Genomic DNA, 23,240 nt, shown 5'->3' with positions numbered 1-23,240 from the left:
TGGCGTGACCAACGGCACGTCCGCAGGGGCCGGCCCTCGCCCTAGCGTGGGGGAAAGCGGCCGGAGTGGCCGCGCCCCAGACCGGAGACGTCCATGCAACGCCTGCTTCTTGTTTCCAGCATGCTGCTCGCGCTGACCGCCTGCAGCGACAACGCCGCGCCCACCACCGACAAGGCTGCCACGCCAGCCACGGCCGCTGCGCAAGCCCCCGCAGCCCCCCCCGAACTGATCACCCGCGATGCGCTGTTCGGCAACCCGGAACGGGCGAACGTGAGTATCAGCCCGGATGGCAAGTACCTCAGCTGGGTCGCGCCGCTGGAGGGCGTGCTCAATGTCTGGGTCGCCCCGGTGGATGCACCGGATCAGGCGCGCGCGATCACCAAGGACACCGCACGCGGCATCCGCACTTATTTCTGGACCTATCAACCCAACACGCTGCTGTACCTGCGCGACAACGGCGGCGACGAAGACTTCCATCTGTTCTCGGTGAATCTGAGCGATGGCAGCAGCAAGGACCTCACCCCGTTCAAGAAGACCAACGCCGAGGTGTATCGCGTCAGCGCGCAGCACCCCGAGTCGATCATGGTCGGCATGAACGACCGCGATCCCAAATGGCATGACCTGTATCGGGTGGACCTGGCCTCGGGCAAGCGCAGCCTGGTGCAGCAGAACACCGACAGCCTGGATTCCTATCTGCTCGACGGCAACTACCAGCTGCGCTACGCCACGCGCGCCACCGACGATGCCGGCAGAGAGCTGCTGGTACCGGATGGCAAGCGCTGGAAGAGCGTGGACCACATCCCGTTCGAGGACGTCAGCAACACCTCGCCCGACGGACTGACCGACGACGGCAAGACGCTGTACATGCACGATTCGCGCAATCGCGACACCGCGGCACTGTATGCCATCGACACCGCCAGCAATGCGCGCACGCTGCTGTTCGAAAACCCGCGCACCGATGTCGGCGCCACCTTGAACGACCCCAGGACCGGCGTGGTGCAGGCCGTGTCCACCGACTATCTGCGCGAGGAATGGAAGGCGCTGGACACCGGCATTGCCGCCGACCTGCAAAAGCTCAAGTCGCTCGGCAGCGGCGATGCCAGCGTTGCCGCACGCACGCTCGACGATCGCATCTGGATCGTGGGGTATTCGGCGGCAGAGACACCGCTGAGCTACTACCGCTACGACCGTGCAGATGGCGGCAAGCTGACCAAACTGTTCTCCGCCCGCCCCGCGCTCGACGGCAAACCGCTGGTCCCGATGTGGCCGCAGGAACTGACCGCGCGCGACGGCCTCAAGCTGGTCAGCTATCTCACCCTGCCCTCTGAGGCTGACGCCAATCACGATGGCAAGGCCGACAAGCCGGTGCCGCTGGTGCTGTTCGTGCATGGTGGCCCGTGGGCGCGCGACAGCTACGGCTACGGGCCGTATGAGCAGTGGCTGGCCAATCGCGGCTATGCGGTGCTGGCGGTGAACTTCCGTGGCTCCACCGGCTTCGGCAAGGCCTTCACCAATGCCGGCAACGGCGAGTGGGCCGGCAAGATGCACGACGACCTGCTCGACGCCGTGCAGTGGGCGGTCAAGCAAGGCGTGACCAGGCCCGAGGACGTGGCGATCATGGGCGGCAGCTACGGCGGCTACGCCACGCTGGTCGGGCTGACCTTCACCCCGGACGCGTTCAAGTGCGGCGTGGACATCGTCGGTCCGGCCAACCTCAATACCTTGCTCGGCACCGTGCCGCCGTACTGGGCCAGCTTCTACAAGCAGCTGACCAAACGCATGGGCGACCCGGCCACCGAGGCCGGCAAGCAGTGGCTGACCGAGCGCTCCCCGCTCAGCCATGTCGACAAGATCAGCAAGCCGCTGCTGATCGGCCAGGGTGCCAACGACCCGCGCGTCAAGCAGGCCGAGAGCGACCAGATCGTCAACGCGATGAAGGCCAAGAACATTCCGGTCACCTACGTGCTGTTCCCCGACGAAGGCCACGGCTTCCGCCGCCCGGAAAACAGCAAGGCCTTCAACGCGGTGACCGAAGGGTTCCTGGGCCAGTGCCTGGGCGGCCGCGTGCAACCGATCGGCGACGACCTGACCGGCTCCAGCATCACCGTGCCGGAAGGCGCCGATAAGGTGAACGGTCTGAGCGATGCATTGAAGACGCATACGCAGGCGATTCGGCGGTAACGCCATTGCGAAGTGCTTGCTTTGGATCGACGTCAGCGCTCGCCTGCAACGACGAGCGCTGACGGTTGTAGCGAGGTTCTCCAACTAGCCGGCATGCCTGACTTCCCTCGCCAAGCGGTCCAGATCGAAAGATGTGTGATGGTCTCTCGCTAATGGGGTCCGATGTCCTTGGCCGCCTCTGGATCACGACCAGCCGGCCACACTGCCCCGCCGGGATCCAGCTCGGTATTGTTCATTTCCTCGCCACGCCAACCGAATCCGCAGATGGCCAGTGGGCCGTCCTGCAGGCCGTCCAGGCCAAGCGCCTGTTCAATGTCCACCTCGTTGATCGCCGAGGTGACAAACGCTCCCAGCCCCAGGTCGGTTGCGCTCAGATAAAGCGTCTGCGCGATATGGCCGACATCCAGAATCATCGCGCGGTAGGCCTTGGCGTGGTTTCGATACTTCCAGAAGCTGCGTAAAAACCGCGGTACCAGGATCACCAGCACCGGCGCATCGGCAAACCAGTGCTGCCCGGACACGGCGCGACGCGCGAAGTCCACCAGCGGTTGCGGCGGCGACTGCAATGGCTGCAAAGCATGATCGATAGGGCGATAGTGATAGAGACCGCTCGTCATTCCCTCGACACGCTGGACCAGCAAGTAGGTTTCGGTGGGATGGAGACTACCCCCCGACGGTACCGGCTTCTTCAAGAATGCGGTGTCGTGCCCCACTTCGATGCGCGCGCTTGCCATGACGCTGCGCTCAAGCATCTGGCCGAGCAAGATGGATGACAGTGGACGCTGCGTATCGAAATTGCGACAGGTGACGCGACGCGACAGTAGCTCATCGAATGTGCCCGGGGTTGACCGCGGCAAGGCAATGCGCGCTTCGACGCCACCCTCGCCTCGGTCTACGATTTCTGCCGGGGGGGCGCCCAGTCGGCCGACCATGCCTTCTGCAGTTGTCAGGCCATGCGCTTCCATGGTGGCCACGCTGTCTTCGCCACTCCAGCGCGCGGATCGATGCCACAACGCAGCCAATGGCCACCAGCGCTGCTGCTGCACGCACTCGTCGTTGCGGCGGTGCTGAACATGTTGTGGTTGATCGCTGATCACAAGACCTTGCTCGATCAAACGCTCCGCCCAGATTGGCAACGGATGCACCTGATCGATGGACTGCCAGCGCGAGGAACTCAACTCGCCCAGCCATTCGCGCTCTTCCTCTGAAACCTCCACCTCCGCATCAAGATGAGGCGCGAGCGCCAGCCATCGTGTGCGGCGACGCAGGCCATCGCCCCCGGCGAGCAATCGTGCAAGATCAAACACCGAATCGTCGCGCAGTTCAAAAAACAACGTGGTACAGCGACGAATTTGCATAGGAACATCTCAAGGATGCATGAGCACGGTCGATATTGTGTCAGGTCCCACGTCATACGACAGCACACTCCCTCACTCTCCAGGTAAGCCACACCATGACCGACGCAGCCAATGACACTCATCTTCCGTTTGATGCATCCACAGCCGACAAGCTGCTGGAGCTACTGGCAACCGACGACGACTTCCGCGACTGTTTTCAATGCAATCCGGCGCAGGCGCTTGCCCAGATCGGTGCACCTGGCGTGAGTGCGGACAACGCCGTCCCCGGCGTAGGAGAGGCTTATTACTGCATGAACACCAATCAGCTCGCATCCAAGCAGGACATTGCAGCGGCTCGCGCCGAGCTGCAGAGCTACCTGATCGAAAAGGCCAATCACACCGTGATCTTCGCCTTCGAATCGGACAGCATGCGTTCGACCCTGTTACGCAAGTAAGCAGGCAGACTCGGTAAAGGCCAGGCGCGCGCAAATGCCTGGGCCTGTTCGCGCGCCTCCTGGCTACGGCCGAGTGCGTGCAGCGATTCGGCCATCCAGAGCTGGGCCAGACGCGCATCGGCAACATTGAGCGGCTGCAGCGTTTGCGACGCATTTGCTTCGATGTAAGCACGCCCGCGATGGAGAAGCAGCCAACGTGCCTGTTGCAACGCTTCAGCGTGCCGACCGCTGTCGTGCAACAGCGTGTACAGCGTCACGCGTGTCTGGAAAAGATCATCGTCATTGACCGGCAGGCGCGCGATGGCTGCTGCACGGTCGCCCGACAGTGCCAGCTGTTGGGCTTCGACAATGGCGCGCAGGTCGGCAAGCACCGGTGTTTCATGCACAAGCGCCGGCTTGATCGCTGCAAGTGCGCGGGCGGTGAGGCTGTCATCGCCGCTCCGCTGCGCCTGGCTTGCGAGGATCAGCACCATCGCGGCATTGTCCTGCAGGTTTACCGTTGCCGATCCATCGTCAATGACAGCAGACACCAGCCAATCGAACGTCGGCTTGAGCGCTGCCGCCGTCGCCAGGGATGGATCGGCCAACGCATCGCTCGTCACCGCAATGACCGAGAACTGGCGATGGTTGAAATCGTCGCCTTGCTTGCTGCGCGCCAGACCTTGTGCGATCGCTGCGCGCGCAGCGGTCCAGTCGGCCTGATCGATTGCGATGCTGGTGCGATCGATCAATGGCACCACATCGTCGTTGGCGTAGCCTTTCTCGACGATCCTGTCGAGCGTTTGCTTCGCTTCGACATGGCGGTTCAACACCGCCAGCGCGTTCGCCTGGCGCCGAAGCGGGCCGGCACGATCGGCATCACCAGGAATGGAAAAACGCTGCAGCGCCGCTTCGGCCTTTCCCTGTGCCAGCAGAATGCGTCCAACCCGATCAGTCGCGATCGCGCGCAGCGGATCCTGCGGAACATCGGCCGCCTGCGCGTATGGCAACGCGTCGGCAAAACGATTGGCAACGAACAGGTGCCACGATGCGTTCGCGGTGCCGGCAAAATTGTCCGGGTAGAGCGAGGCCAGCGTTCTCCATAGCGTCAATGCCTTGTCGGGTGCTAGCAACTCGGCTGCCCATGCATCCATGTACAACTGGTCACGCTCAGGCAAACGCTGACGGAAACGAATTGCCTTCTCCAGGTACGGAAGCGCCCCACGGCGATCGGAGACCGCCACCTTGATGCGTGCCGCCCCCAGATACGCGAGCGCAAATTCCGGATCGATGGCCACCGCGCGCTCGAACAGTTCCAACCCTTCTTTCCATTGGCCTTTCGCCGTCGCGTCGACCCCCAGGGCATAAGCCCGCAGCGCATCCAGGCTTGACGTGGTCACGGCGGGTAACGGCACGGAATTCTTGTCGATCGAGGCCACCACCTCACCCAGGCCCTGCCTGAGCTTGCGGGTCACCTGATCCACCGAGGACAGTGCCGATGGCAAGCCATCGCCTTGCACAAACTCCGAGTAGACCGTGGTCTGGGTCCGCGGATCCACCAACTCAACGCTGAAACGAAGCTTGCCGCCAATCTCCGCGACAGTCGGCAGCAGCACAGCGCTTGCACCATCGCGCAGCGCCACTTCCGAGGCGATGGCGCGATCGACGATCACGCGATCCGGATCGCGCTTCATCCGCGCCATGGTGTCGCGCACTTTCATCTCACTCAGGACATTGACGTAGCGCGACTGCTCCAGGCTGATGCGCAGCGCCTGGTCGAGCGAACTGTCGAGCAACGTATTGCCGGTGAGATTACGTAGATCTCCGACCACCACCCACCCACGTTCGGAGAACGCAATGGCTGGCTCGGAACGGGTGAAAAACCACGCCGACACGCACACGGCGACGACCAAGGCAGTTTCCGCCAACAGTGCCGCCGGCCGTCGCCACAGCGGAACATCGCGCCAGGCCTTTGCCGAATTCTTCGGCGTGCGCAGCGGCGTCAGGCCGACTTCGCCGACCTCATAGATCTCCATCGGCGTGGGCACGCCCTTGAAGCGCCAGCGGCCGTGGGATTTCCACAGGATGCGTTCGCCGCGGTCGCCCAGTTCGCGTGCGGCGCGGTGGGTCAACGACTCGGCCACTGCCGACAACAGGATCTGCCCGGGCCGCGCCATCGACATCAGGCGCGCGGCGGTGGGCTTGGCCAGGCCTTCGACTTCCAGCGGTTTGGCACCGATGCTGACCGCTTCGTCGCTATTGCGCCAGGTCAGCACTTCGCCGACGTGCAGGCCCTGCCGCGCGCATAGCGTCAGCGCGCGCGCATCGCCCATCGCCTTGAGGCCACGGGCGTAATCCAGCGCAAAGCCCAGGCCGTCGATGGGGCGATCGAACAACAGCAGCAATCCGTCCGAGCGGTCGATCAGCCGGCCACGCCATTGCTGCTGCAGTTTGACCACCAGCCGGTCGTGCTCGCGAAACAGCGCGGCGGCGGCGTTGTCACCGATACGCTCGACCAGCGCGGTCGAGTCGCACAGGTCGGTCAGCAGCAAGGTGCGCAAGCGCGGCGCCTGGATCGCTTCCGACGACGCATCCTTGCGTGCGTGGGTGCGGGCGCTCATTGCTCAGCGATTGTCCGATGTGGCTGCGTTGCCGGGTGGCTGCGTGCTGCCCGACCCCAGCGCTTCATGCATGCACAACACATTGCCGCCTTGCCGCTTTGCTTCGTACAGCGCGCTGTCGGCCAGCGTGTACCAATCGTTCCATGCCGCGTCGGCATCGATCATGCACAGGCCCAGGCTCACCGAGCAGCCCTGTTCGCTCTGGCCGTTCCACAGCCGCGCTTCCACTGCGCGCACGATGCATTCGCCGATGTGGTGCAGCAGCTCCCGGGTGCCCTGCGCGACCAGCACGCAGAATTCGTCGCCGCCGAGCCGGCAGGCCAGGTCACCGTCGGCGATCACCGAACGCAGCGCGTGGGCGACGTTCTGCAGCACGCGGTCGCCAGCGAGATGGCCGAATTCGTCGTTGATGCGCTTGAAGCGGTCGCAATCGATCAGGATCAGGCCCACCCCGGGCACGCGACCGGCGCGCCGGCATTCCTGCAGATGCAGGGCGAGCCCGCGGCGGTTGTGCAGGCCGGTGAGTTCGTCGGTGCGGCTGAGTTCCTCGGTGTGGTTGAGCTGGTGCGAGGTGACGTAGAGGTTGTCCAGCGCCGCTTCCAGATCGTGGTTGCGCCGGCGCAGCTGGCGGATCAGCAGCTGCTCGTTGTTGACCACCCGCACGATGGAGCGGCGCAGGAAATGCGCCACCATCGACGGGTCGTGATCGACCAGGCGCTGGAAGTCCTCGTGCGCCAGTTCGATCAAACGGGTGTCGGTGGATGCGCTGGCGCCGGCACTGCGCGCATGGTCGCCGATCAACAGGCCAAGTTCGCCGAAGAATTCGCCCGGACCCAGGTGCTTGAGCATCAGGTCTTCGCCGAAATCCAGATCGATCTGGCCACTGACCACAATGAACATCTGCGTGCCCACTGCACCGCGCTCGAACAGCGCCTGGCCGGCGGCCAATTCGCGGGCGCGGCCAAAGCGGGCGAAAAACCCCAGCTCTTCGGCAGTCATGAGCGCATGCAGCCCGTCCGACAGCGTCTTTGCAACGCTCCCCGTCGGCTCCACTGCGCCGGCAGTGTTATGGCACGTCATCCCAAAATCCCTTAGACCGACCTGCAGCGCCGGCCTGCCTCAGCATCGTACAGGAGCGTTTTGTTCAGCACCAGGTCACACTCCCTCTCATTGAGCTTGAGACGAAATGACGGGTATTGGCAAAAAAAATCGGGCTCGGTTTCCCGAGCCCCTCTCCCCTGCTCCCGGCAGAGCCCGCCATCCTCTCCGACAGGCCACCACCACCCCCAGCGGTGCTAGCGCGGGCTTGGCGGTGGGCGAAGCCCGCTGCTCCGTTTCACCCGTCGGCCGGCCGGCACGCGGTCGCGGCGCCTGCGCGCTGGGTTATGCGGCCTTTTCGCCGTGAAACTGCTCTTCCTCGGTCGAGCCACGCAGCGCGGTGGTGGACGACTGGCCCTGCTGGATCGCCTGCGTCACCGCGTCGAAATAGCCGGTGCCCACCTCGCGCTGATGCTTGACTGCGGTAAAGCCCATCTCGGCCGCCGCGAACTCGGCCTGCTGCAACTCGACGAAGGCGCTCATCTGGCGGCGTGCGTAGCCGTGCGCCAGGTTGAACATGCCGTAGTTCAGGGCATGGAAGCCGGCCAGGGTGATGAACTGGAATTTATAGCCGTAGCTCGCCAACTCGGTCTGGAATTTGGCGATGGTGGCGTCATCCAGGTTCTTCTTCCAGTTGAAGCTCGGCGAGCAGTTGTAGGCCAGCAATTTGCCGGGGAATCTGGCATGGATGGCTTGCGCAAAGGCGCGCGCAAATTCCAGATCCGGCTTGCCGGTCTCGCACCAGATCAGATCGGCGTACGGCGCGTAGGCCAGCCCGCGGCTGATCGCCTGATCCAGCCCGTTGCGGGTCTTGAAGAAGCCTTCGACGGTGCGCTGCCCGGTGGTGAACGGCTGGTCGTTTGCATCCACGTCGCTGGTGATCAGATCGGCCGCCTCGGCATCGGTGCGCGCGATCAGCAGCGTGGGCACGCCCAGCACATCGGCCGCCAGACGCGCGGCATTCAACTTTTCGATTGCCTCGCGCGTGGGTACCAACACCTTGCCGCCCATGTGGCCGCACTTCTTCACCGACGCCAGCTGATCCTCGAAGTGCACCCCGGCCGCGCCGGCTTCGATCATCGCCTTCATCAACTCGAAGGCGTTGAGCACGCCGCCAAAGCCGGCTTCGGCATCGGCCACGATCGGCTGCAGGAAGTCGATCTCGTCATTGCCTTCGGCGTGATGCAGTTGATCGGCGCGCAACAAGGTGTTGTTGATGCGCTTGACCACCGCCGGCACCGAGTCGGCCGGATACAGCGACTGGTCCGGATACATCTGCCCGGCCAGGTTCGCATCGGCGGCGACCTGCCAGCCGGACAGGTAGATCGCCTTCAAGCCGGCCTTGACCTGCTGCATCGCCTGGTTGCCGGTCAACGCGCCCAGCGCATTGACGAACGGCGTGGCGTGCAACGCATTCCACAACTTGTCCGCGCCCAGCCGCGCCAGCGAATGCTCGACATGCACGGTGCCGCGCAAGCGCACCACGTCGGCGGCGGTGTAGTTGCGGGTGATGCCGGCCCAGCGCGGGTTGCTGGCCCAGTCTTGCTGGATCTGTTCGGCGGTCTGCAGTGTGCTGCTCATGGTGCGTTCTCCTGGCAGGGATACGACGGATGCAACGAGGAAGGAAGGGGCGCATTGATACGCCCCGGGCATGGCAAGGCCGTCGTTGCGCGCGTGGGCGCAACCGGCGGTGTGGTGCATGACGTGGATGGATTGCAGCGGCAGCGCGCGTGCGCCGGCGTGTCGCTGCAGCGTTGGCTCAATCGATCAGGCGATACGCCGGCACGGTGAGGAAGTCGGCCAGCGCATCGGCACGGCTGAGTGTGTCCAGCAGTGCAATGGCGTCGTCGATGCGTGCGGCGCCGGGCAGTGCATCGGTCGCGCCCAGGCGTGCCGGCAACGCACGCAACGTGGCCTGCAACAGGGGCTGATCGATCGCAGTGCCGTCGTCCAGGTGCTGGCCGTGATGCAACCACTGCCACAGCTGCGCGCGGCTGATTTCGGCAGTGGCGGCGTCTTCCATCAGGTTGTGGATGGGCACGCATCCGTTGCCGTCCAGCCAGGCCGCCAGATAACGCACGCAGACTTCGACATTGCCTTCGAACCCGGCGCGGGTGACGGTGCCTGGCGAAGGCGCGATCAGCATGTCGCGCGTCACCTGCACGTCGTTGCGCAAGACATGCTGCTGATGCGCGGTGGGCATGTGCTCGTCGAAGATCTTCATCGCTACCGGAATCAACGCCGGATGCGCCACCCAGGTGCCATCGTGGCCGGCGCTGACTTCGCGCAGCTTGTCGGCACGCACGCGCGCCATCGCCTGCTCGTTGGCGGCCTCGTCGTGATTGATCGGAATCTGCGCCGCCATGCCGCCCATCGCATGGGCGCCGCGGCGATGGCAGGTCTTGATCAACAGTTCCGAATACGCCTTGAGGAAGGGCTGGGTCATGGTGACCTGGCCACGTTCGGGCAACACGCGGTCGCGATGCGCGCGGAAGGTTTTCAGATACGAAAAGATGTAATCCCAACGGCCGCAATTGAGCCCGACGATGCGCTCGCGCAGCGCGTGCAGGATCTCGTCCATCTCGAATACCGCCGGCAGCGTTTCGATCAGCACGGTCACCTTGATCTGCCCGTGCGGCAGGCCAAGCATCGCTTCGATATGCGCCAGCGCGGTCTCCCACAGCGCGGCTTCTTCCATGCTCTGCAACTTGGGCAGGTACAGATACGGGCCACGGTCCTTGGCCAGTAGCGCGCGACCGTTATGGAAGGCGAACACCGCCGCATCGAACAGGCCGCCAGCCAGCGGCTGCCCATCGATGAGCACGTGCTTCTCATCCAGATGCCAGCCGCGCGGGCGCACGATCAACACGGCGCGCTCGGCTTCCGGGCGCAACGCGTAATGCTTGCCGTTGGGCGCATCGAAGCTGAGATCGCCGCGCACCGCAGCGGCCAGCGTGCGCTGGCCGGCCAGCAGGTTGCGCCAGGTCGGCGCGGTGGAATCCTCGAAGTCGGCCATGAACACCTTGGCGCCGGAGTTCAGCGCGTTGATGACCATCTTCGGATCGGTGGGGCCGGTGATCTCCACCCGGCGGTCCTGCAGCGCCGACGGCAGTGCGGCGACGCGCCAGTCGCCATCGCGGATGGCGCGGGTATCGGGGCGGAAATCCGGCAGCTGGCCGGCATCGAACTCGGCCTGGCGGGCGCGCCGGCGGGCCAGGCGCTGCTGGCGGCCGGGTTCGATCGCGCGGTGCAACGACACCAGCAAGGCCAGCGCGGCGGCCGGCAGCAGTTCTGCCTGGCCTGCGATCTGCGTGGTCAGCGACAGCCCGGGCGTTGCGCGTTCGGTGGGACGTGGGGCAAAAGCGGTGGCAGACATGTTGGGGAGTCCTTGTGCATCCGGACCTGTACCGTGCGCCGACGGAAAATATTTGACAAAGCAGTTTTATCAATGCTGTAAATAAGCCTGACTTATATTGGGTTTCAGAACACACCCAGATGTCGCCAACCCCGCGATTTTCCTACAAATCCGACCGGCTCAAGCCCCTGCGTGCGTTCTGCCAGACGGTGCGTCTGGGGTCTGTCTCACGGGCGGCTGAGGCGCTGTACGTGAGCCAGCCGGCGGTGACGCTACAACTGCAGGCGCTGGAACGCGACCTGGGCGTAGCCCTGTTCGAGCGCTCGGGGCGCCGCATGGCACCCAGCCGCGAGGGCCAGCTGCTCTACGACATGGCGCTGCCGCTGGTGGAGAGCCTGGATGGGCTGGAGGCGAGCTTTCGCGAGAAGGTGCGCGGGCTGGATGCGGGCGAGCTCAATATCGCCGCCAACAGCTCCACCATCCTGTACCTGCTGCCGCGCATCGTGGCGAACTTCCGCGCGCGCCACCCGGACGTGCGGCTGACCCTGCACAACGCCATCAGCGCCGACGGCACCGACCTGCTGCGCGAGGACGCGGTGGACCTGGCGATCGGCTCGATGCTGGACGTGCCGGCCGACCTCAACTACGCGCCGGTGTATCGCTTCGAACAGCTGCTGATCACACCGCCCGACCACCCCTTGGCCAGCAAGTCCACGGTCACGCTGCAGGATCTGTCGCCGTATCCGCTGATCCTGCCACCGCGCCGGCAGGTGACCTATCGGTTGGTCGATCTGATCTTCCAGCAGGCACGCGTGCCCTACACCGTGGCGTTGGAGGTGGGCGGCTGGGAAGTGATCAAGCAATACGTGGCGATGGACATGGGCATCTCCATCGTCACCGCGATCTGCGTCACCGATGCAGACCGCGACAAACTCGCCACCCGCTCGCTGAAGGACTACTTCCCCACCCGCAGTTACGGCGTGGTGGTGCGCAAGGGCAAGTATCTGTCGCCGCAGGCGCGCGCCTTTATCGAGCTGATCCAGCCGGACCTGTTTACCCCGCGCGGGTATGACGAGAGTGGCGATTCGGAGCGGTGAGTCTGCTGCCGGCTGTGCGCGCGTGAGTTCGCATCGCGCCTGAGCTTGCTCGCCAGGCACCGCGCATGAGGCCGCCACGCGCTCTCCATCTGCGATCCCGTGCGCGACATGCGGGTTGCCGTTGACGGCGTCGTTCGATCAAGCCGTGCAAGCGCACACAAGCAGCACCGACGACGGTTCCCGCCTGCAGCGCGAACCACGCCGCATTGCCGCAGCATGTCGGCTCGATGCAACCGCACGGCGGTTGTCGTCATAGACTAGGCCGATGCTGTGGGGACAGCATGTCACCGCTGATCAGTCCGGGGAAACAACTGACCAGATGCGCAGCCGTCCCGCACTGCAGGGGCGAGCCGACTCAACCAGCCAAGGCTGACGCAATGAATCCGACCATGCTGTTGCTGGTGCAGTTGGCGCTGATCCTGGGCGCGGCGCGTGCATGCGGTGCGCTGCTGCAACGCTTCGGGCAGCCGCCGGTGATCGGCGAAATGGCCGCCGGCCTGCTGCTGGGGCCGATCGCATTCGGCGCGTGGCTGCCGGAGTTGCATGGCGTGTTGTTCGCCTCCAGCAGCTTGCCGCCACTGTCGGGCTTGGCCAACATTGGCGTGGTGCTTTTCATGTTCATCGTCGGCGTGGAGTTGCGTGCGCCGGAAGGCACCACTGCGCAGGTGCGCGCGTCAGTACTGGTGGGGCTGTCCGGTATCGTACTGCCGTTGCTGCTGGGGCTGGCTGCCGCACCATGGTTATTTGCGCGCTTTGCTCCGCAGGGCATCGGCTTCTGGCCCTTCGCCTTGTTCATTGCCGCAGCGATGTCGGTGACTGCGTTTCCGGTGCTGGCGCGCATCCTCAAGGACCGCAACATGACCCGCACCCCGGCCGGCCGCCTGGCCCTGGGCGCGGCGGTGATCGACGATGCCACGGTGTGGATGTTCCTGGCGATCGTGCTCACCCTGACCGGCGGCAACAGCCATGGCGGCATTGCGTTCACTGCGGCCGGTGCGGTGGTGCTGATTGCGGTGGTGTTCGGCGTGTTGAAGCCGATGTATGCGCGAGTGCTAAAGCCGCGCGCAAGCGATGGAGGCTATGCGCCGACGGCGCTGGTGTGGGTGCTGATCGGTATGCTGGCCTGCGCCGCAGCGGCCGAATGGATCGGCCTGCATGCGATCTTCGGCGCATTCCTGTTCGGCATCTGCGTACCGCGCGATGACCGCCTGCTGGAACACCTGGCCGGGCGCATCGAACCCCTGGCGATCACCCTGCTGATGCCGGTGCTGTTTGCGGTCGCCGGCCAGGCCACCAGCCCCGGCGTGTTCGTCGGCGCAGGTGTGGCCGGCTTTGCGCTGGTGGTCGGCGTGGCGGTCACCGGCAAGCTGCTCGGTTGCACCCTGGGCGCGCGCCTGAGCGGCCACGATTGGCGCGATAGCCTGAGCGTGGGTTCGCTGATGAACGCACGCGGCCTGATGGAACTGGTGGTGATCAAGATCGGCCTGGACAGCGGGGTGATCGGGCCGGACCTGTTCACCCTGCTGTTTGGCATGACCTTGGTGACCACGGTGATGGCCTCGCCGACGGTGGCCTGGTTGCAACGCGGCCGGCACACCGTCACCGCCAACGGGCTGGGCGCGGGCAACCGGCCGCATTGACGAGGCAGCGCCAGGCTGCCGGATGCGGCCAAGATGGTTGCGTCGGCTCGGGCCTGCGATGTCGACCGAATGCGGTCGACGCCATGCACTCTCATCGCCGCGGCCACCGAGCCGCACGGCATCCACCTCTTCGCACAACACACTGATGTCCGAACTCTCCGAGTCCTGTTATGCCGAAAGCCCGGCACCGCCGGCGTTACACACGCAGCTGCAGTGCAGTTGGCGGTTTCGCCAGGGCACGGCCGCAACGGACCCCGTGCTGGTCTTGCCCGATGGCAGCGTCGATCTGATCTGGGATGGCACGCTGCTGTTGGTTGCCGGGCCCGATCGCACCGCCGCCATGGCAGCGTTGGCACCGGGCAGTGCGCTGAGCGGGGTGCGCCTGGCAGCGGGTGCGGCAGCCGGCCTGTTGAAGCTCCCGCTGCATGCCATTGCCGACCAACGCGTTGCACTGGAATCGCTGTGGGGCGTGCAAGGGCGCACCTGGCAACACCGCCTGGAAGACGGCGCCGACCCGCTACACACCTTGCAGGCGCTGTGCCGACAGCACGGCACATCGCAAGACCGCCAGATGGCGTGGCTGTTCGATCGATTGCGTGCCGGCACCCCCGCCCGGCTGAGCGAATTGACCCAGGCGCTTGGCCTCAGCGAGCGCTCGTTGCGCCGCCGCTGCCAGGATGCGTTCGGCTATGGCAGCAAGACGCTGGAGCGGGTGCTGCGTCTGCAGCGCTTTTTGCGTATCGCCGGCCAGCACCGCAGTCTTACCGACGCCGCGCTGGATGCCGGTTACGGCGATGCGCCGCACCTGGTGCGCGATGCGCGCCAGCTCACCGGCCTGAGCCCGCGCGTGTTGGTACGGCGCCACGCACGCTGAGTTGGCCGTTTTCGCCAAGCCAGTCATACGCGCCGACTGCATGCTGTACCTCCACTCGCGGAGGACACCACGCCATGATCGACAACACGCCGCAGCACCGCATCGACTACCTCGAGTTCGCCGTCGACTCGATCGCCGTCGCCAAGGCTTTTTACGGGCAGGCCTTCGACTGGACGTTTCAGGATTACGGCCCGGATTACTGCGAATTCCGCGACGGCCGGCTGAGCGGTGGCTTCTTCCACGGCCTCGCCCAGCCCGGTGGTGCGCTGGTGGTCCTGGCCTCCGACGACCTCGCCTACAGCCAGGCCCGTATCGAAGCGGCGGGCGGGCACATCACCAGGCCGGTCTTTGCGTTTCCCGGCGGGCGACGTTTTCATTTCACCGATCCGCATGGCTATGCGCTGGCGGTGTGGTCGAAGGACTGAGCGCGCAACATGCGCAGGCTGTAGCGGCATGGGTTGCATAGACAACGCGGCGCAAGACGCAGTCCTTGCCCTGCAGCGCTGCGGTCGACCTGCAATGCGAGGAAGATCCGGCCTGCGATGCGGGGCGGCGCTGCGCTGGCACGCGCATCGCAGACGATCACTCGCGCCCGTACAAACCCAGGAACATCGCCACCGTCGATTCGGCCACCTGGGCGCGTTGCTGCGGCGACAGCGGCGGCTGGCCCATGGCGATCTGCGGCCAGAACGCAAAGCCCTTGATCAACGCCTGCAGTTGCTGCGCGCCGACCTCCGGCTCCACGCCCGCCAGCCGGCCGTCGGCCAGTGCGGCGCGCACCCAGGTGGTGGTGCCTTCTTCCTTGCTGCCCAATTGCGCGATCAGCGCACGCGCGCGCTCGGGCGAATGGATGCCTTCGGCAATGGCGACACGCGACAGGTCGATAAACGCCGGGTCGTCGAGCAGGTGCAGTTTCTGCTGCAGCAGCTGGATCAGCTGCGCGCGCAGCGGCTGGTCGGACCGGTAGACAAGATTCACCGCATCGGCGCTGCGTTGCCACAGCCCGCGCAGGATCTCGCCGAACAGCGCGTCCTTGCTGGGGAAATGGTTGTAGACGGTGCGCTTGGACACGCCCGCGGTGGCCGCCACACGGTCCATGCTGGTGGCCTCGAAGCCATGCTGACGGAACTCGACAATGGCCGCCTCGACGATGGCGTGGCGCTTGCGGTCGGTCAGCCGCTGCGGCGCGGGCCGGGGGGAAGATGCGCTCGACATCGGATCATTTTACACCCGGCAGTTTACTTTCAGCGGAATGAAACTACACTGCTCGGTGTAATTTCCTCCTGCTGTCGTTCCTTGCTCCTGATCGGACTCCCCATGGCTTCCTCTCGCCCCTCCCCGTATGCCGATTCGCCGCAGTTTCGCGGCGGCCGGTTCCGCAATGCGTTGCCGCTGCCGACCACCGCGCTCAGCCTGCGCAAGCAGATCGGCCTGATCTGGACCGTCCTCTTCGACAAACCCAGCACCACGGTGCCGTCCGCGCCACTGCCGGTACAGCCGCTGACACGCGCGCAACTGCTTGCCGCGCCCGATCGCAGCCTGTATCGCTTGGGCCATTCCACCGTGCTGATGAAGCTGGGCGGTGGCCTGTGGCTGACCGACCCGGTGTTCTCCAGGCGCGCCTCGCCGGTGCCGTTCGCCGGGCCCAAGCGCTTCCATGCGCCCCCGATCGCGCTGGACGAGCTGCCGCCGCTGGCCGGGGTGATCCTGTCGCACAACCATTACGACCACCTCGACCGCGCCAGCATCCGTGCCCTGGCCGACCGCGTCGGCGTGTTCGTCGCGCCCCTGGGCGTGGGCGATCTGCTGGTGCGCTGGGGCGTGGACCCGGCCAAGGTGCGCCAGCTGGACTGGTGGGACACGATCAACATCGATGGCCTGCAACTCACCGCCACCCCGTCGCAGCATTTTTCCGGGCGCGGCCTGTTCGACAGTGGGCGTTCGCTGTGGTGCTCCTGGGCGATCCAGGAGCGCGAGCTGCGCGTGTTCTTCAGCGGCGACGGCGGCTATGGCCCGCACTTCAAGACCATCGGCCAACAGCTCGGTCCGTTCGACATGGCGCTGATCGAAAACGGCGCCTACGACCAGCAGTGGCCGCATGTGCACATGCAGCCGGAGCAGAGCCTGCAGGCCTACCTGGACGTCGGCGGGCAGACCCTGCTGCCGATCCACAACGGCACCTTCGACCTGGCCATGCACGCGTGGCAGGAACCGCTGGACCGGATCGTGGCCTTGGCCGACAGCGCCGGCGTTGCACTGGCGACGCCGCGCATGGGCGAGCGAGTGGATCTGAATGCGCCCGGCAATCGCCTGCGTTGGTGGCGACAGGATGCTGCGACTCAGGCATCGGATGGCCTGGTGGCGCCGCGCTAGCCAGTGCGGTGCACCATCCACAAACAAAAACGGGATGGCGCGTGGCCATCCCGTTTCGATTGCTGTTGCAGCTACTGCACACGCATGCGCCAGCGACGCAGGCGCATCACCCAGTCGCTCACTCCGTCAGACCGCGATTTTCCAGCAGCGCGTTGACGCTGGGATCCTTGCCGCGGAAATCGCGATACAACGTGGCCAGGTCGACGGTATTGCCGCGCGAAAGGATCTTGGCGCGGAAGATGTCGCCGTTCTTGCGGGTCAGGCCGCCGTTTTCCTTGAACCATTCGAACGCGTCGTCGTCGAGCACTTCCGACCAGAAATACGCGTAGTACCCGGCCGAATAACCGCCGCCCCAGATGTGGTCGAAATAGCTGCTGCGATAACGCGGCGGCACTTCGGCCAGGTCCACCTTGAAGCGCTTCAGGGCGTCGGCTTCGAACTTGCTCACGTCCTGCAGCGGCGCATCGGCCGGCTGGGTGTGCCAAGCCAGATCGAGCAACGCGGCCGATAGGTACTCGGTGGTGGCGTAGCCGCTGTTGAAGGTCTTGGCCTTCTTGATCTTCTCCACCAGCTCGGCCGGCATCGCCGCGCCAGTCTGGTAGTGCTTGGCGTAATTGGCGAAGACCTTGGGATCGGACGCCCAGTGCTCGTTGAACTGCGAGGGGAACTCGACGAAGTCGCGCGAGGTGCTGGTGCCGGCGATCGAGGGGTACTTCACCTTGGAGAACATGCCGTGCAGCGCGTGGCCGAACTCATGGAACAGCGTGGTGACGTCGTCGAAGCTCAGCAGCGCCGGCTGGCCGGCGGCCGGCTTGGTGAAGTTGCAGACGTTGTAGACCACCGGCTTGGCACCGGTGAGACCGTCCTGCTCGACGAACACGTCCATCCAGGCGCCGCCGGACTTGCTGTCGCGCTTGAAGTAGTCGGTGTAGAACAGCGCCATCGAGGTGCCGTCCGCGTCGAACACTTCATACACCTTCATATCCGCGTGATAGGTCGGGATGTCGGTGCGCTGCTTGAAGGTGATGCCGTACAACTGCGTGGCCGCGTAGAAGACGCCGTTCTGCAGCACGTTGTCCAGCTCGAAATACGGCTTGATCTGCGCCTCGTCCAGGTCGTACTTGGCCTTGCGCACCTGCTCGGCGTAGAAGTCCCAATCGGAGGCGGCGAGTTTGAAGTCTCCCTTCTGCGCGTCGATCACCTTCTGCATCTCGGCCACTTCGCGGCGCGCCTTGGCGGTGGCGGCCGGCACGGTGTCGGTCAGCAGCTTGAGTGCGGCGTCCGGGCTCTTGGCCATCTGGTCGCCCAGGCTGTAGGCGGCGTAATTGTCGAAGCCGAGCAGCTTGGCCTTCTGTGCGCGCAGCTGTGCCAGGCGCTGGATGGTCTGGCGGGTATCGTTGGCATCGCCCTTTTCCGCGCGCGTTTCCGAGGCCTTGAGCACGTCGGCGCGCAGCTGGCGGTCCTTCAGCGAGGCCAGCACCGGCTGCTGGGTGGTGTTCTGCAGGGTCAGCAGATACTTGCCGTCGAGCTTGCGCGCCTTGGCCGCATCGGCGGCAGCGGCAATGTCGCCCTCGCTCAGGCCGTCGAGCCTGGCCTTGTCGTCCACCACCACCGCACCGGCGGCCGAGGCGGCCACCAGACGGGTATGGAACTGGGTGGAGAGCGTGGTTTCTTCGATATTGAGCTTGCGCAGGCTGGCCTTGTCGGCCTCCGACAGCTGCGCACCGGCACGCACCAGCTCTTCGTAGTCGCGCTCGACCAGACGCTTCTGCTCCGGCTCCAGGTTCAGCGTGTCGCGCTGGTCGTAGATCGTCTTGACGCGTGCGAACAGCTTCGGGTCGAGATTGATCTCGTCCTGATGCGCAGCCAGCTTGGGCGCGATCTCTTCCTGGATCTTCTGGCGTGCATCGCTGGTATCGGCCTGCACCAGCCCGAAGAAGATGCGCGACACGCGCGTGAGCGTTTCGCCGCTGCGCTCCATCGCCTCGATGGTGTTGTCGAAGCTGGGCGGCTCGGGGTTATCGGCGATCTTGCGGATGTCGGCCAGGTGCAGGCGCATGCCTTCTTCGAAGGCCGGCAGGTAATCGGCGTCCTTGATCTTGTCGAACGGCGGCGCCTGGAACGGCAGCGTGCTGGCGGTCAGCAGCGGGTTCGGCGCAGCATCCGCGGCCGGGGTGGTGGCGGTCTTTTCGGGCACGGTGGTGGACTCCTTACCGGACGAATCTTTTCCAGAACAAGCAGCCAGTGCCAGGGTGATGGCAGCGGCCAGAACGACGGTACGCGACATGGCGTGTGATTCCTGAGTGGGTAGCGCAGCCGGTCACGCTAGCGGGTTTGCGCAGCGTCGGCATGTGCCGTTGGATTGGGAAGATGGGTGCGGTTGGGGATGCGCGCGCTACAGCGTCTCGTCCTTGAAGATCGCCACGTGCGGGCTGCCGTCGGCGCCGATCCAGCCGCGGTACATGCCTTCGGTATTGAACGGGAATGCGGCGTTGCCCTGCGCATCCAGCGCGATGGCACCGCCGTCGCCGCCGGCCTTGGGAATCTCCTGGTCGATTACCGTGTCGGCGGCCTGTTGCAACGACTGCCCGGCGTATTTCATGCGTGCGCAGATGTCGTAGGCGGCCACCGCACGGATGTAGAACTCGCCCCAGCCGGTACCGGACACCGCGCACTGGCTGTTGGCGTAGGTGCCGGCGCCGATGATCGGCGCATCGCCGACGCGGCCATAGCGCTTGTTGGTCATGCCACCGGTGGAGGTGCCGGCGGCCAGGTGTCCCGCGCGATCCAGCGCCAGCGCGCCCACCGTGCCGAAATGCTTGGCGGTTTCCAGATCCAGTTCGGCCTGCGCCTGACGGTCGCCGGCTTCGGCCTTGCGCGCTTTCTGCAGTTGCTGCCAGCGCTTGTCGGTGCGGAAATAGCTGGGGTCGACCAACGTGACGCCCTGCTCGCGCGCGAATTGTTCGGCGCCGTCACCGACCAGCATCACGTGCTTGGAATGGTCCATGACGCTGCGCGCCAGCTGGATCGGGTTCCTGACCGTGTGCACGCCGGCAATCGCGCCGGCCTTGCCGGTGGCGCCGTCCATGATTGCGGCATCCAGTTCGTTCTTGCCGTCATGGGTAAACACCGCGCCGCGCCCGGCGTTGAACTGCGGCGCATCCTCCAGCACGGTGATGGTGGCCGCCACCGCATCCACCGCACTGCCGCCACCTTGCAGCACCGCGTGCCCGGCACGCAGCGCGCGTTGCATCGCCTCGCGCGCCTGCGCCTGTTCCTCGCTGGAAAGGCTGGATTTCTCCACCCCGGCGCCGCCGTGGATCACCAGCATCGGCGTGGCCGCCAGCACCGGGCCGGCAGCAAGCAGGAGGAAGAGCGACAAACACAGTGCGCGTGCGGACAAGCCCATCATGGTGTTTCCTCGTTGGAGGCAGCGAGGTGCCCGGCGGCGCCGGTCATGAATGCAGGCGACCGGCAGCGACAAAAACCTTTCAAGCGCGCGGCCGCATTCTCACAGCGTATCGCGATGCTTGCCGCGCCACGGCCGGTACCAGGTGCGGATTGCAGCGATATCGGCGGCCATGTCGGTGCCGGTCCAGAACGGCTCGCCGATGCCCACGGTCTTGCTGGGGTAGTCGAAATACACCGGCAGGATCGGCACCTTGGAATCGGAGGCAATCTTCCAGAAGCCGGCCTTCCAGTGCTCCACCCGCTTGCGGGTGCCCTCGGGGGTGATCACGTACCACATCTGTTCGGAATTGCGGATCAGCCGCACCGCCTGGCCGATGGTGCCCTGCGGCGAGCTGCGGTCCAGCGGGATGGCGCCGAGCTTGCGCAGCAGCGGACCCAGCGGCCACCAGAACAGCTGCGCCTTGCCCAGCACGCGCACGTCGAAGCCCAGCGCGAACTTGGCCGCAAAGCCCAGGAAGCCGTCCCAGTTGGACGAATGTGGGGCGACGATCATCACCAGCTTGGGTTCGTCGGGCAGCCGCCCGAGCAGGCGCCAGCCGGTCAGACGCAGTGCGGTGCGCCCCAGCCAGCGGCCGAAGCGGCCGTGCGCACGTGGCATTCTGGGTGGAGAGGGCTGCAGCAGGATGTTGGCCTGTGTTACCGGTGGCAACGACGGGTCGGTGTGACTCACGCTTACTCCCAGTGGGACGCAGAGCGTCCACGCTTGATATGGCTGCGCTCACGCTTGGCATCCAGCCGCCGCAGCTTGGCACCATGACTCGGTTTGGTGGCGACCCGGCGCTTGGGCACCGACAGGCAGGCACTGATGATCTCGACCAGCCGCTCGCGCGCATCCTCGCGGTTGCGGTCCTGGGTACGGAAGCGCTGCGCGTCGATCACCAGCACCCCATCGGCGGTCATGCGCCGGTCGCGCCGCGACAGCAGCCGCGCGCGCAGGGGTTCGGGCAGCGACGGCGACCCGGCCACGTCGAAACGCAGTTCCACCGCGGTGGAGACCTTGTTGACGTTCTGCCCGCCCGCGCCGCTGGCGCGCACGAAGCGCTCGACGATCTCGCTGGGCGGGATCGTCAGGCTGGGGGTGATCTGGATCGGGTCGCTGGCCATTCAACCCGATTGTATCGGCACCGGCATGGACGCGCGCGCGAACGCCGGCTTCCCGTATGCTGCGGCCGGTTCCCCCGACTGTGCAGGATGCTCCGATGACACCGCCCCGTTCCGTTGCCGCCGCCCGCGCCTTGGCGCGCCGCCTGATCGTGCTGGCCGCGCTGGCGCTGGCCACGCCCGCCGCGTTTGCGCAGGCGCCCAGCGATGCCGACATCAACCGCCTGCTGGCCGCCTCGCGCGCGCAGACCATGCTGGACACGATGCTGCCGCAGATCGAAGCGATGCAGCAGCAGCAATTCGCCCAGCTCACCGCCCAGCGCCAGCTCGACGCCGACCAGCAGGCCCAGCTGCAGCGCATCCAGGAGCGCACCCGCCAGACCGTGCGCAAGGCGCTGTCGTGGTCGGAGCTGCGGCCAATGTATGTGGACATCTACAAGCGCTCGTTCTCGCGCGAGGACGTGCTGGCCATGGCCGAGTTCTACGAGAGCTCGGCCGGCCAGAGCCTGCTGGACAAGACCCCGGCACTGACCCAGAACCTGATGGGCGCGATCCAGCAGAAGATGCTGCCGCTGTTTGCCGACCTGCAGAAGGATCTGGAAAAGATCGTCAATACGCCGGCGGCGGCACCGCAGAAGCCCTGAAGGGCGGGGATGGGGGAATCGGGATTGGGGAATCGGAACAGCGTGCCTGCTGTGGCGGTTGCTGCTTGCGACGGTGGCGGTGGTGGCGCTGACGACGATTGCGCCAACCCGCTTCTCCCACTCGGTTGGGAGGCGCTTGGCCCCTCTCCTGCGGGAGAGGGGTTGAGGTGAGGTACGGTTGCGCAGATTTCCAGCAGATCGAGTGGGCTTGTTGACCGTTAGCCGCGCGCACCGCATCAAGCCGTCTGCACCGCTCCCAGCGCGGGCATCTCCCACCCGAGCAACGCGCAGGCCTTGGAAAATTCCACATCCAGCGGCGCGGTGACGCTGATGCGCCGCCCGTCGGCCGGATGCGGAAACCCCAGCCGCTCGGCGTGCAGCAGCATGCGGTGGATGCCGAGCATGCGGAAGCTGCGGTTGTGCCGGCCATCGCCGTGGCTGGTGTCGCCGATCATGTGGTGCGACAGGTGTTTCATGTGCCGGCGGATCTGCCGGAACCGCCCGGTCTGCGGCTGGCAGCGCAGCAGCGCATAGCGCGAGGTGGCAAAACCGGTGGACGGGATCTCCAGCTCGCCGGTCGCCAGGCGCTGGAAGTGCGTCACCGCCGGCTTCTTGACCGGCTTGCCGGGGCCGCCGTCCAGATCGTGGTCGACGATGAAGCGCTCCTCGGCCGGCCAGCCGCGACAGACGGTCAGATAGTCCTTCTCCAACTCGCCGGCCATCAAGGCCTTGCCCAGCGCGCTGGCGGCCTCGCGGTCGAACGCCAGCAGCAGGCAGCCGCTGGTCGCGCGGTCGAGCCGGTGCACCAGAAAGATCGGCCGGCCCAGCTGTTCGCGCAGGCGGTCGGCCAGAAAGTCGTCCTCCCCGCGCGCCAGCTTGCTGTCGTGGACCATCAGCCCGGCGGGTTTGTCGACGACGGCCAGGAGCTCGTCCTGGAAGAGAATCTGCAAGTGCTTGGGGGATGTGCTCACCGGCGGATTATCCGCATCGTCGACACCGCATGCCACTGCGCCG

The 23,240-nt window shown here is 65.7% G+C and carries 19 protein-coding genes; 8 read left to right on the top strand and 11 right to left on the bottom strand.

Annotation, left to right across the window (positions count from 1 at the left end; translation table 11 throughout):
* Positions 1–93: 93 nt before the first annotated feature.
* Positions 94–2,181, top strand: coding sequence for a S9 family peptidase (locus AC1PLS_RS01515; RefSeq protein ID WP_481104115.1), 2,088 nt, complete (start codon positions 94–96; stop codon positions 2,179–2,181).
* A 149-nt stretch (positions 2,182–2,330) separates the two neighbouring features.
* On the opposite strand, the gene AC1PLS_RS01510 is transcribed toward AC1PLS_RS01515, so the two are convergent.
* On the bottom strand, positions 2,331–3,539 hold the full coding sequence (locus AC1PLS_RS01510; protein ID WP_184432517.1) for a putative peptide maturation dehydrogenase: 1,209 nt from the start codon (positions 3,537–3,539) through the stop codon (positions 2,331–2,333).
* Between the two features lie 95 nt (positions 3,540–3,634).
* Here AC1PLS_RS01510 and AC1PLS_RS01505 point away from each other — a divergent pair, with 95 nt between their 5' ends.
* Complete coding sequence (locus AC1PLS_RS01505) at positions 3,635–3,973, top strand: NHLP-related RiPP peptide (protein WP_481104114.1); 339 nt, start codon at positions 3,635–3,637, stop codon at positions 3,971–3,973.
* Here the strand turns inward: AC1PLS_RS01505 and AC1PLS_RS01500 are convergent.
* The 4 genes from AC1PLS_RS01500 to aceB form a co-directional block, all read right to left on the bottom strand.
* Entirely contained in the window at positions 3,913–6,573 is a 2,661-nt protein-coding gene (locus AC1PLS_RS01500; RefSeq protein WP_481104113.1) for a putative peptide modification system cyclase, read from the bottom strand. The genes AC1PLS_RS01505 and AC1PLS_RS01500 overlap by 61 nt on opposite strands.
* Positions 6,574–6,576: 3 nt before the next feature.
* Positions 6,577–7,653 carry a GGDEF domain-containing protein gene (locus tag AC1PLS_RS01495; protein WP_065033135.1) on the bottom strand — a complete coding sequence of 359 codons (1,077 nt, stop codon included), beginning with the start codon at positions 7,651–7,653 and terminating at the stop codon, positions 6,577–6,579.
* Between the two features lie 303 nt (positions 7,654–7,956).
* A complete protein-coding gene (gene aceA, locus AC1PLS_RS01490; protein ID WP_046345346.1) occupies positions 7,957–9,252 on the bottom strand; it encodes an isocitrate lyase in 1,296 nt (431 codons plus the stop codon).
* Between the two features lie 178 nt (positions 9,253–9,430).
* Positions 9,431–11,047 carry a malate synthase A gene (gene aceB, locus AC1PLS_RS01485; protein WP_228912479.1) on the bottom strand — a complete coding sequence of 539 codons (1,617 nt, stop codon included), beginning with the start codon at positions 11,045–11,047 and terminating at the stop codon, positions 9,431–9,433.
* Between the two features lie 119 nt (positions 11,048–11,166).
* Here aceB and AC1PLS_RS01480 point away from each other — a divergent pair, with 119 nt between their 5' ends.
* From AC1PLS_RS01480 to AC1PLS_RS01465, 4 genes are all read left to right on the top strand, one after another.
* Positions 11,167–12,123: a LysR family transcriptional regulator gene (locus tag AC1PLS_RS01480; RefSeq protein ID WP_228959805.1), complete on the top strand. Its 957-nt coding sequence runs from the start codon at positions 11,167–11,169 to the stop codon at positions 12,121–12,123.
* 377 nt (positions 12,124–12,500) lie between these two features.
* Positions 12,501–13,763, top strand: coding sequence for a cation:proton antiporter (locus tag AC1PLS_RS01475; RefSeq protein ID WP_481104112.1), 1,263 nt, complete (start codon positions 12,501–12,503; stop codon positions 13,761–13,763).
* A 145-nt stretch (positions 13,764–13,908) separates the two neighbouring features.
* Positions 13,909–14,637: a helix-turn-helix domain-containing protein gene (locus tag AC1PLS_RS01470; protein ID WP_104569279.1), complete on the top strand. Its 729-nt coding sequence runs from the start codon at positions 13,909–13,911 to the stop codon at positions 14,635–14,637.
* A gap of 77 nt (positions 14,638–14,714) precedes the next feature.
* A complete protein-coding gene (locus AC1PLS_RS01465) occupies positions 14,715–15,062 on the top strand; it encodes a VOC family protein (protein WP_186811005.1) in 348 nt (115 codons plus the stop codon).
* Positions 15,063–15,219: 157 nt separating this feature from the next.
* Here AC1PLS_RS01465 and AC1PLS_RS01460 read toward each other — a convergent pair whose 3' ends face one another.
* Positions 15,220–15,852, bottom strand: a complete 633-nt coding sequence (locus AC1PLS_RS01460; RefSeq protein ID WP_481104111.1) for a TetR/AcrR family transcriptional regulator — start codon at positions 15,850–15,852, stop codon at positions 15,220–15,222.
* A 102-nt stretch (positions 15,853–15,954) separates the two neighbouring features.
* On the opposite strand from AC1PLS_RS01460, the gene AC1PLS_RS01455 reads away from it, so the two are divergent.
* Positions 15,955–17,010, top strand: a complete 1,056-nt coding sequence (locus AC1PLS_RS01455) for an MBL fold metallo-hydrolase (RefSeq protein ID WP_481104110.1) — start codon at positions 15,955–15,957, stop codon at positions 17,008–17,010.
* A 118-nt stretch (positions 17,011–17,128) separates the two neighbouring features.
* Here the strand turns inward: AC1PLS_RS01455 and dcp are convergent, their stop codons facing one another.
* The 4 genes from dcp to arfB all read right to left on the bottom strand — a co-directional run bounded on the left by dcp (position 17,129) and on the right by arfB (position 21,585).
* Positions 17,129–19,297 carry a peptidyl-dipeptidase Dcp gene (gene dcp, locus AC1PLS_RS01450; protein WP_481104109.1) on the bottom strand — a complete coding sequence of 723 codons (2,169 nt, stop codon included), beginning with the start codon at positions 19,295–19,297 and terminating at the stop codon, positions 17,129–17,131.
* Between the two features lie 108 nt (positions 19,298–19,405).
* Complete coding sequence (locus tag AC1PLS_RS01445; protein WP_024939027.1) at positions 19,406–20,422, bottom strand: isoaspartyl peptidase/L-asparaginase family protein; 1,017 nt, start codon at positions 20,420–20,422, stop codon at positions 19,406–19,408.
* 99 nt (positions 20,423–20,521) lie between these two features.
* On the bottom strand, positions 20,522–21,151 hold the full coding sequence (locus tag AC1PLS_RS01440; protein ID WP_024939028.1) for a lysophosphatidylcholine acyltransferase: 630 nt from the start codon (positions 21,149–21,151) through the stop codon (positions 20,522–20,524).
* A 2-nt stretch (positions 21,152–21,153) separates the two neighbouring features.
* Complete coding sequence (arfB, locus tag AC1PLS_RS01435; RefSeq protein WP_006449817.1) at positions 21,154–21,585, bottom strand: alternative ribosome rescue aminoacyl-tRNA hydrolase ArfB; 432 nt, start codon at positions 21,583–21,585, stop codon at positions 21,154–21,156.
* A gap of 56 nt (positions 21,586–21,641) precedes the next feature.
* On the opposite strand from arfB, the gene AC1PLS_RS01430 reads away from it, so the two are divergent.
* On the top strand, positions 21,642–22,226 hold the full coding sequence (locus AC1PLS_RS01430; RefSeq protein WP_039529037.1) for a DUF2059 domain-containing protein: 585 nt from the start codon (positions 21,642–21,644) through the stop codon (positions 22,224–22,226).
* Positions 22,227–22,462: 236 nt separating this feature from the next.
* On the opposite strand, the gene AC1PLS_RS01425 is transcribed toward AC1PLS_RS01430, so the two are convergent.
* On the bottom strand, positions 22,463–23,233 hold the full coding sequence (locus AC1PLS_RS01425; protein ID WP_024939030.1) for a pseudouridine synthase: 771 nt from the start codon (positions 23,231–23,233) through the stop codon (positions 22,463–22,465).
* Positions 23,234–23,240: the final 7 nt, after the last annotated feature.

The sequence above is a fragment of the Xanthomonas sp. NCPPB 3218 genome, from assembly GCF_056725185.1.
The sequence above is the reverse complement of the archived record's forward strand: the minus strand, read 5'-3'. Positions and strand labels throughout refer to the sequence as shown.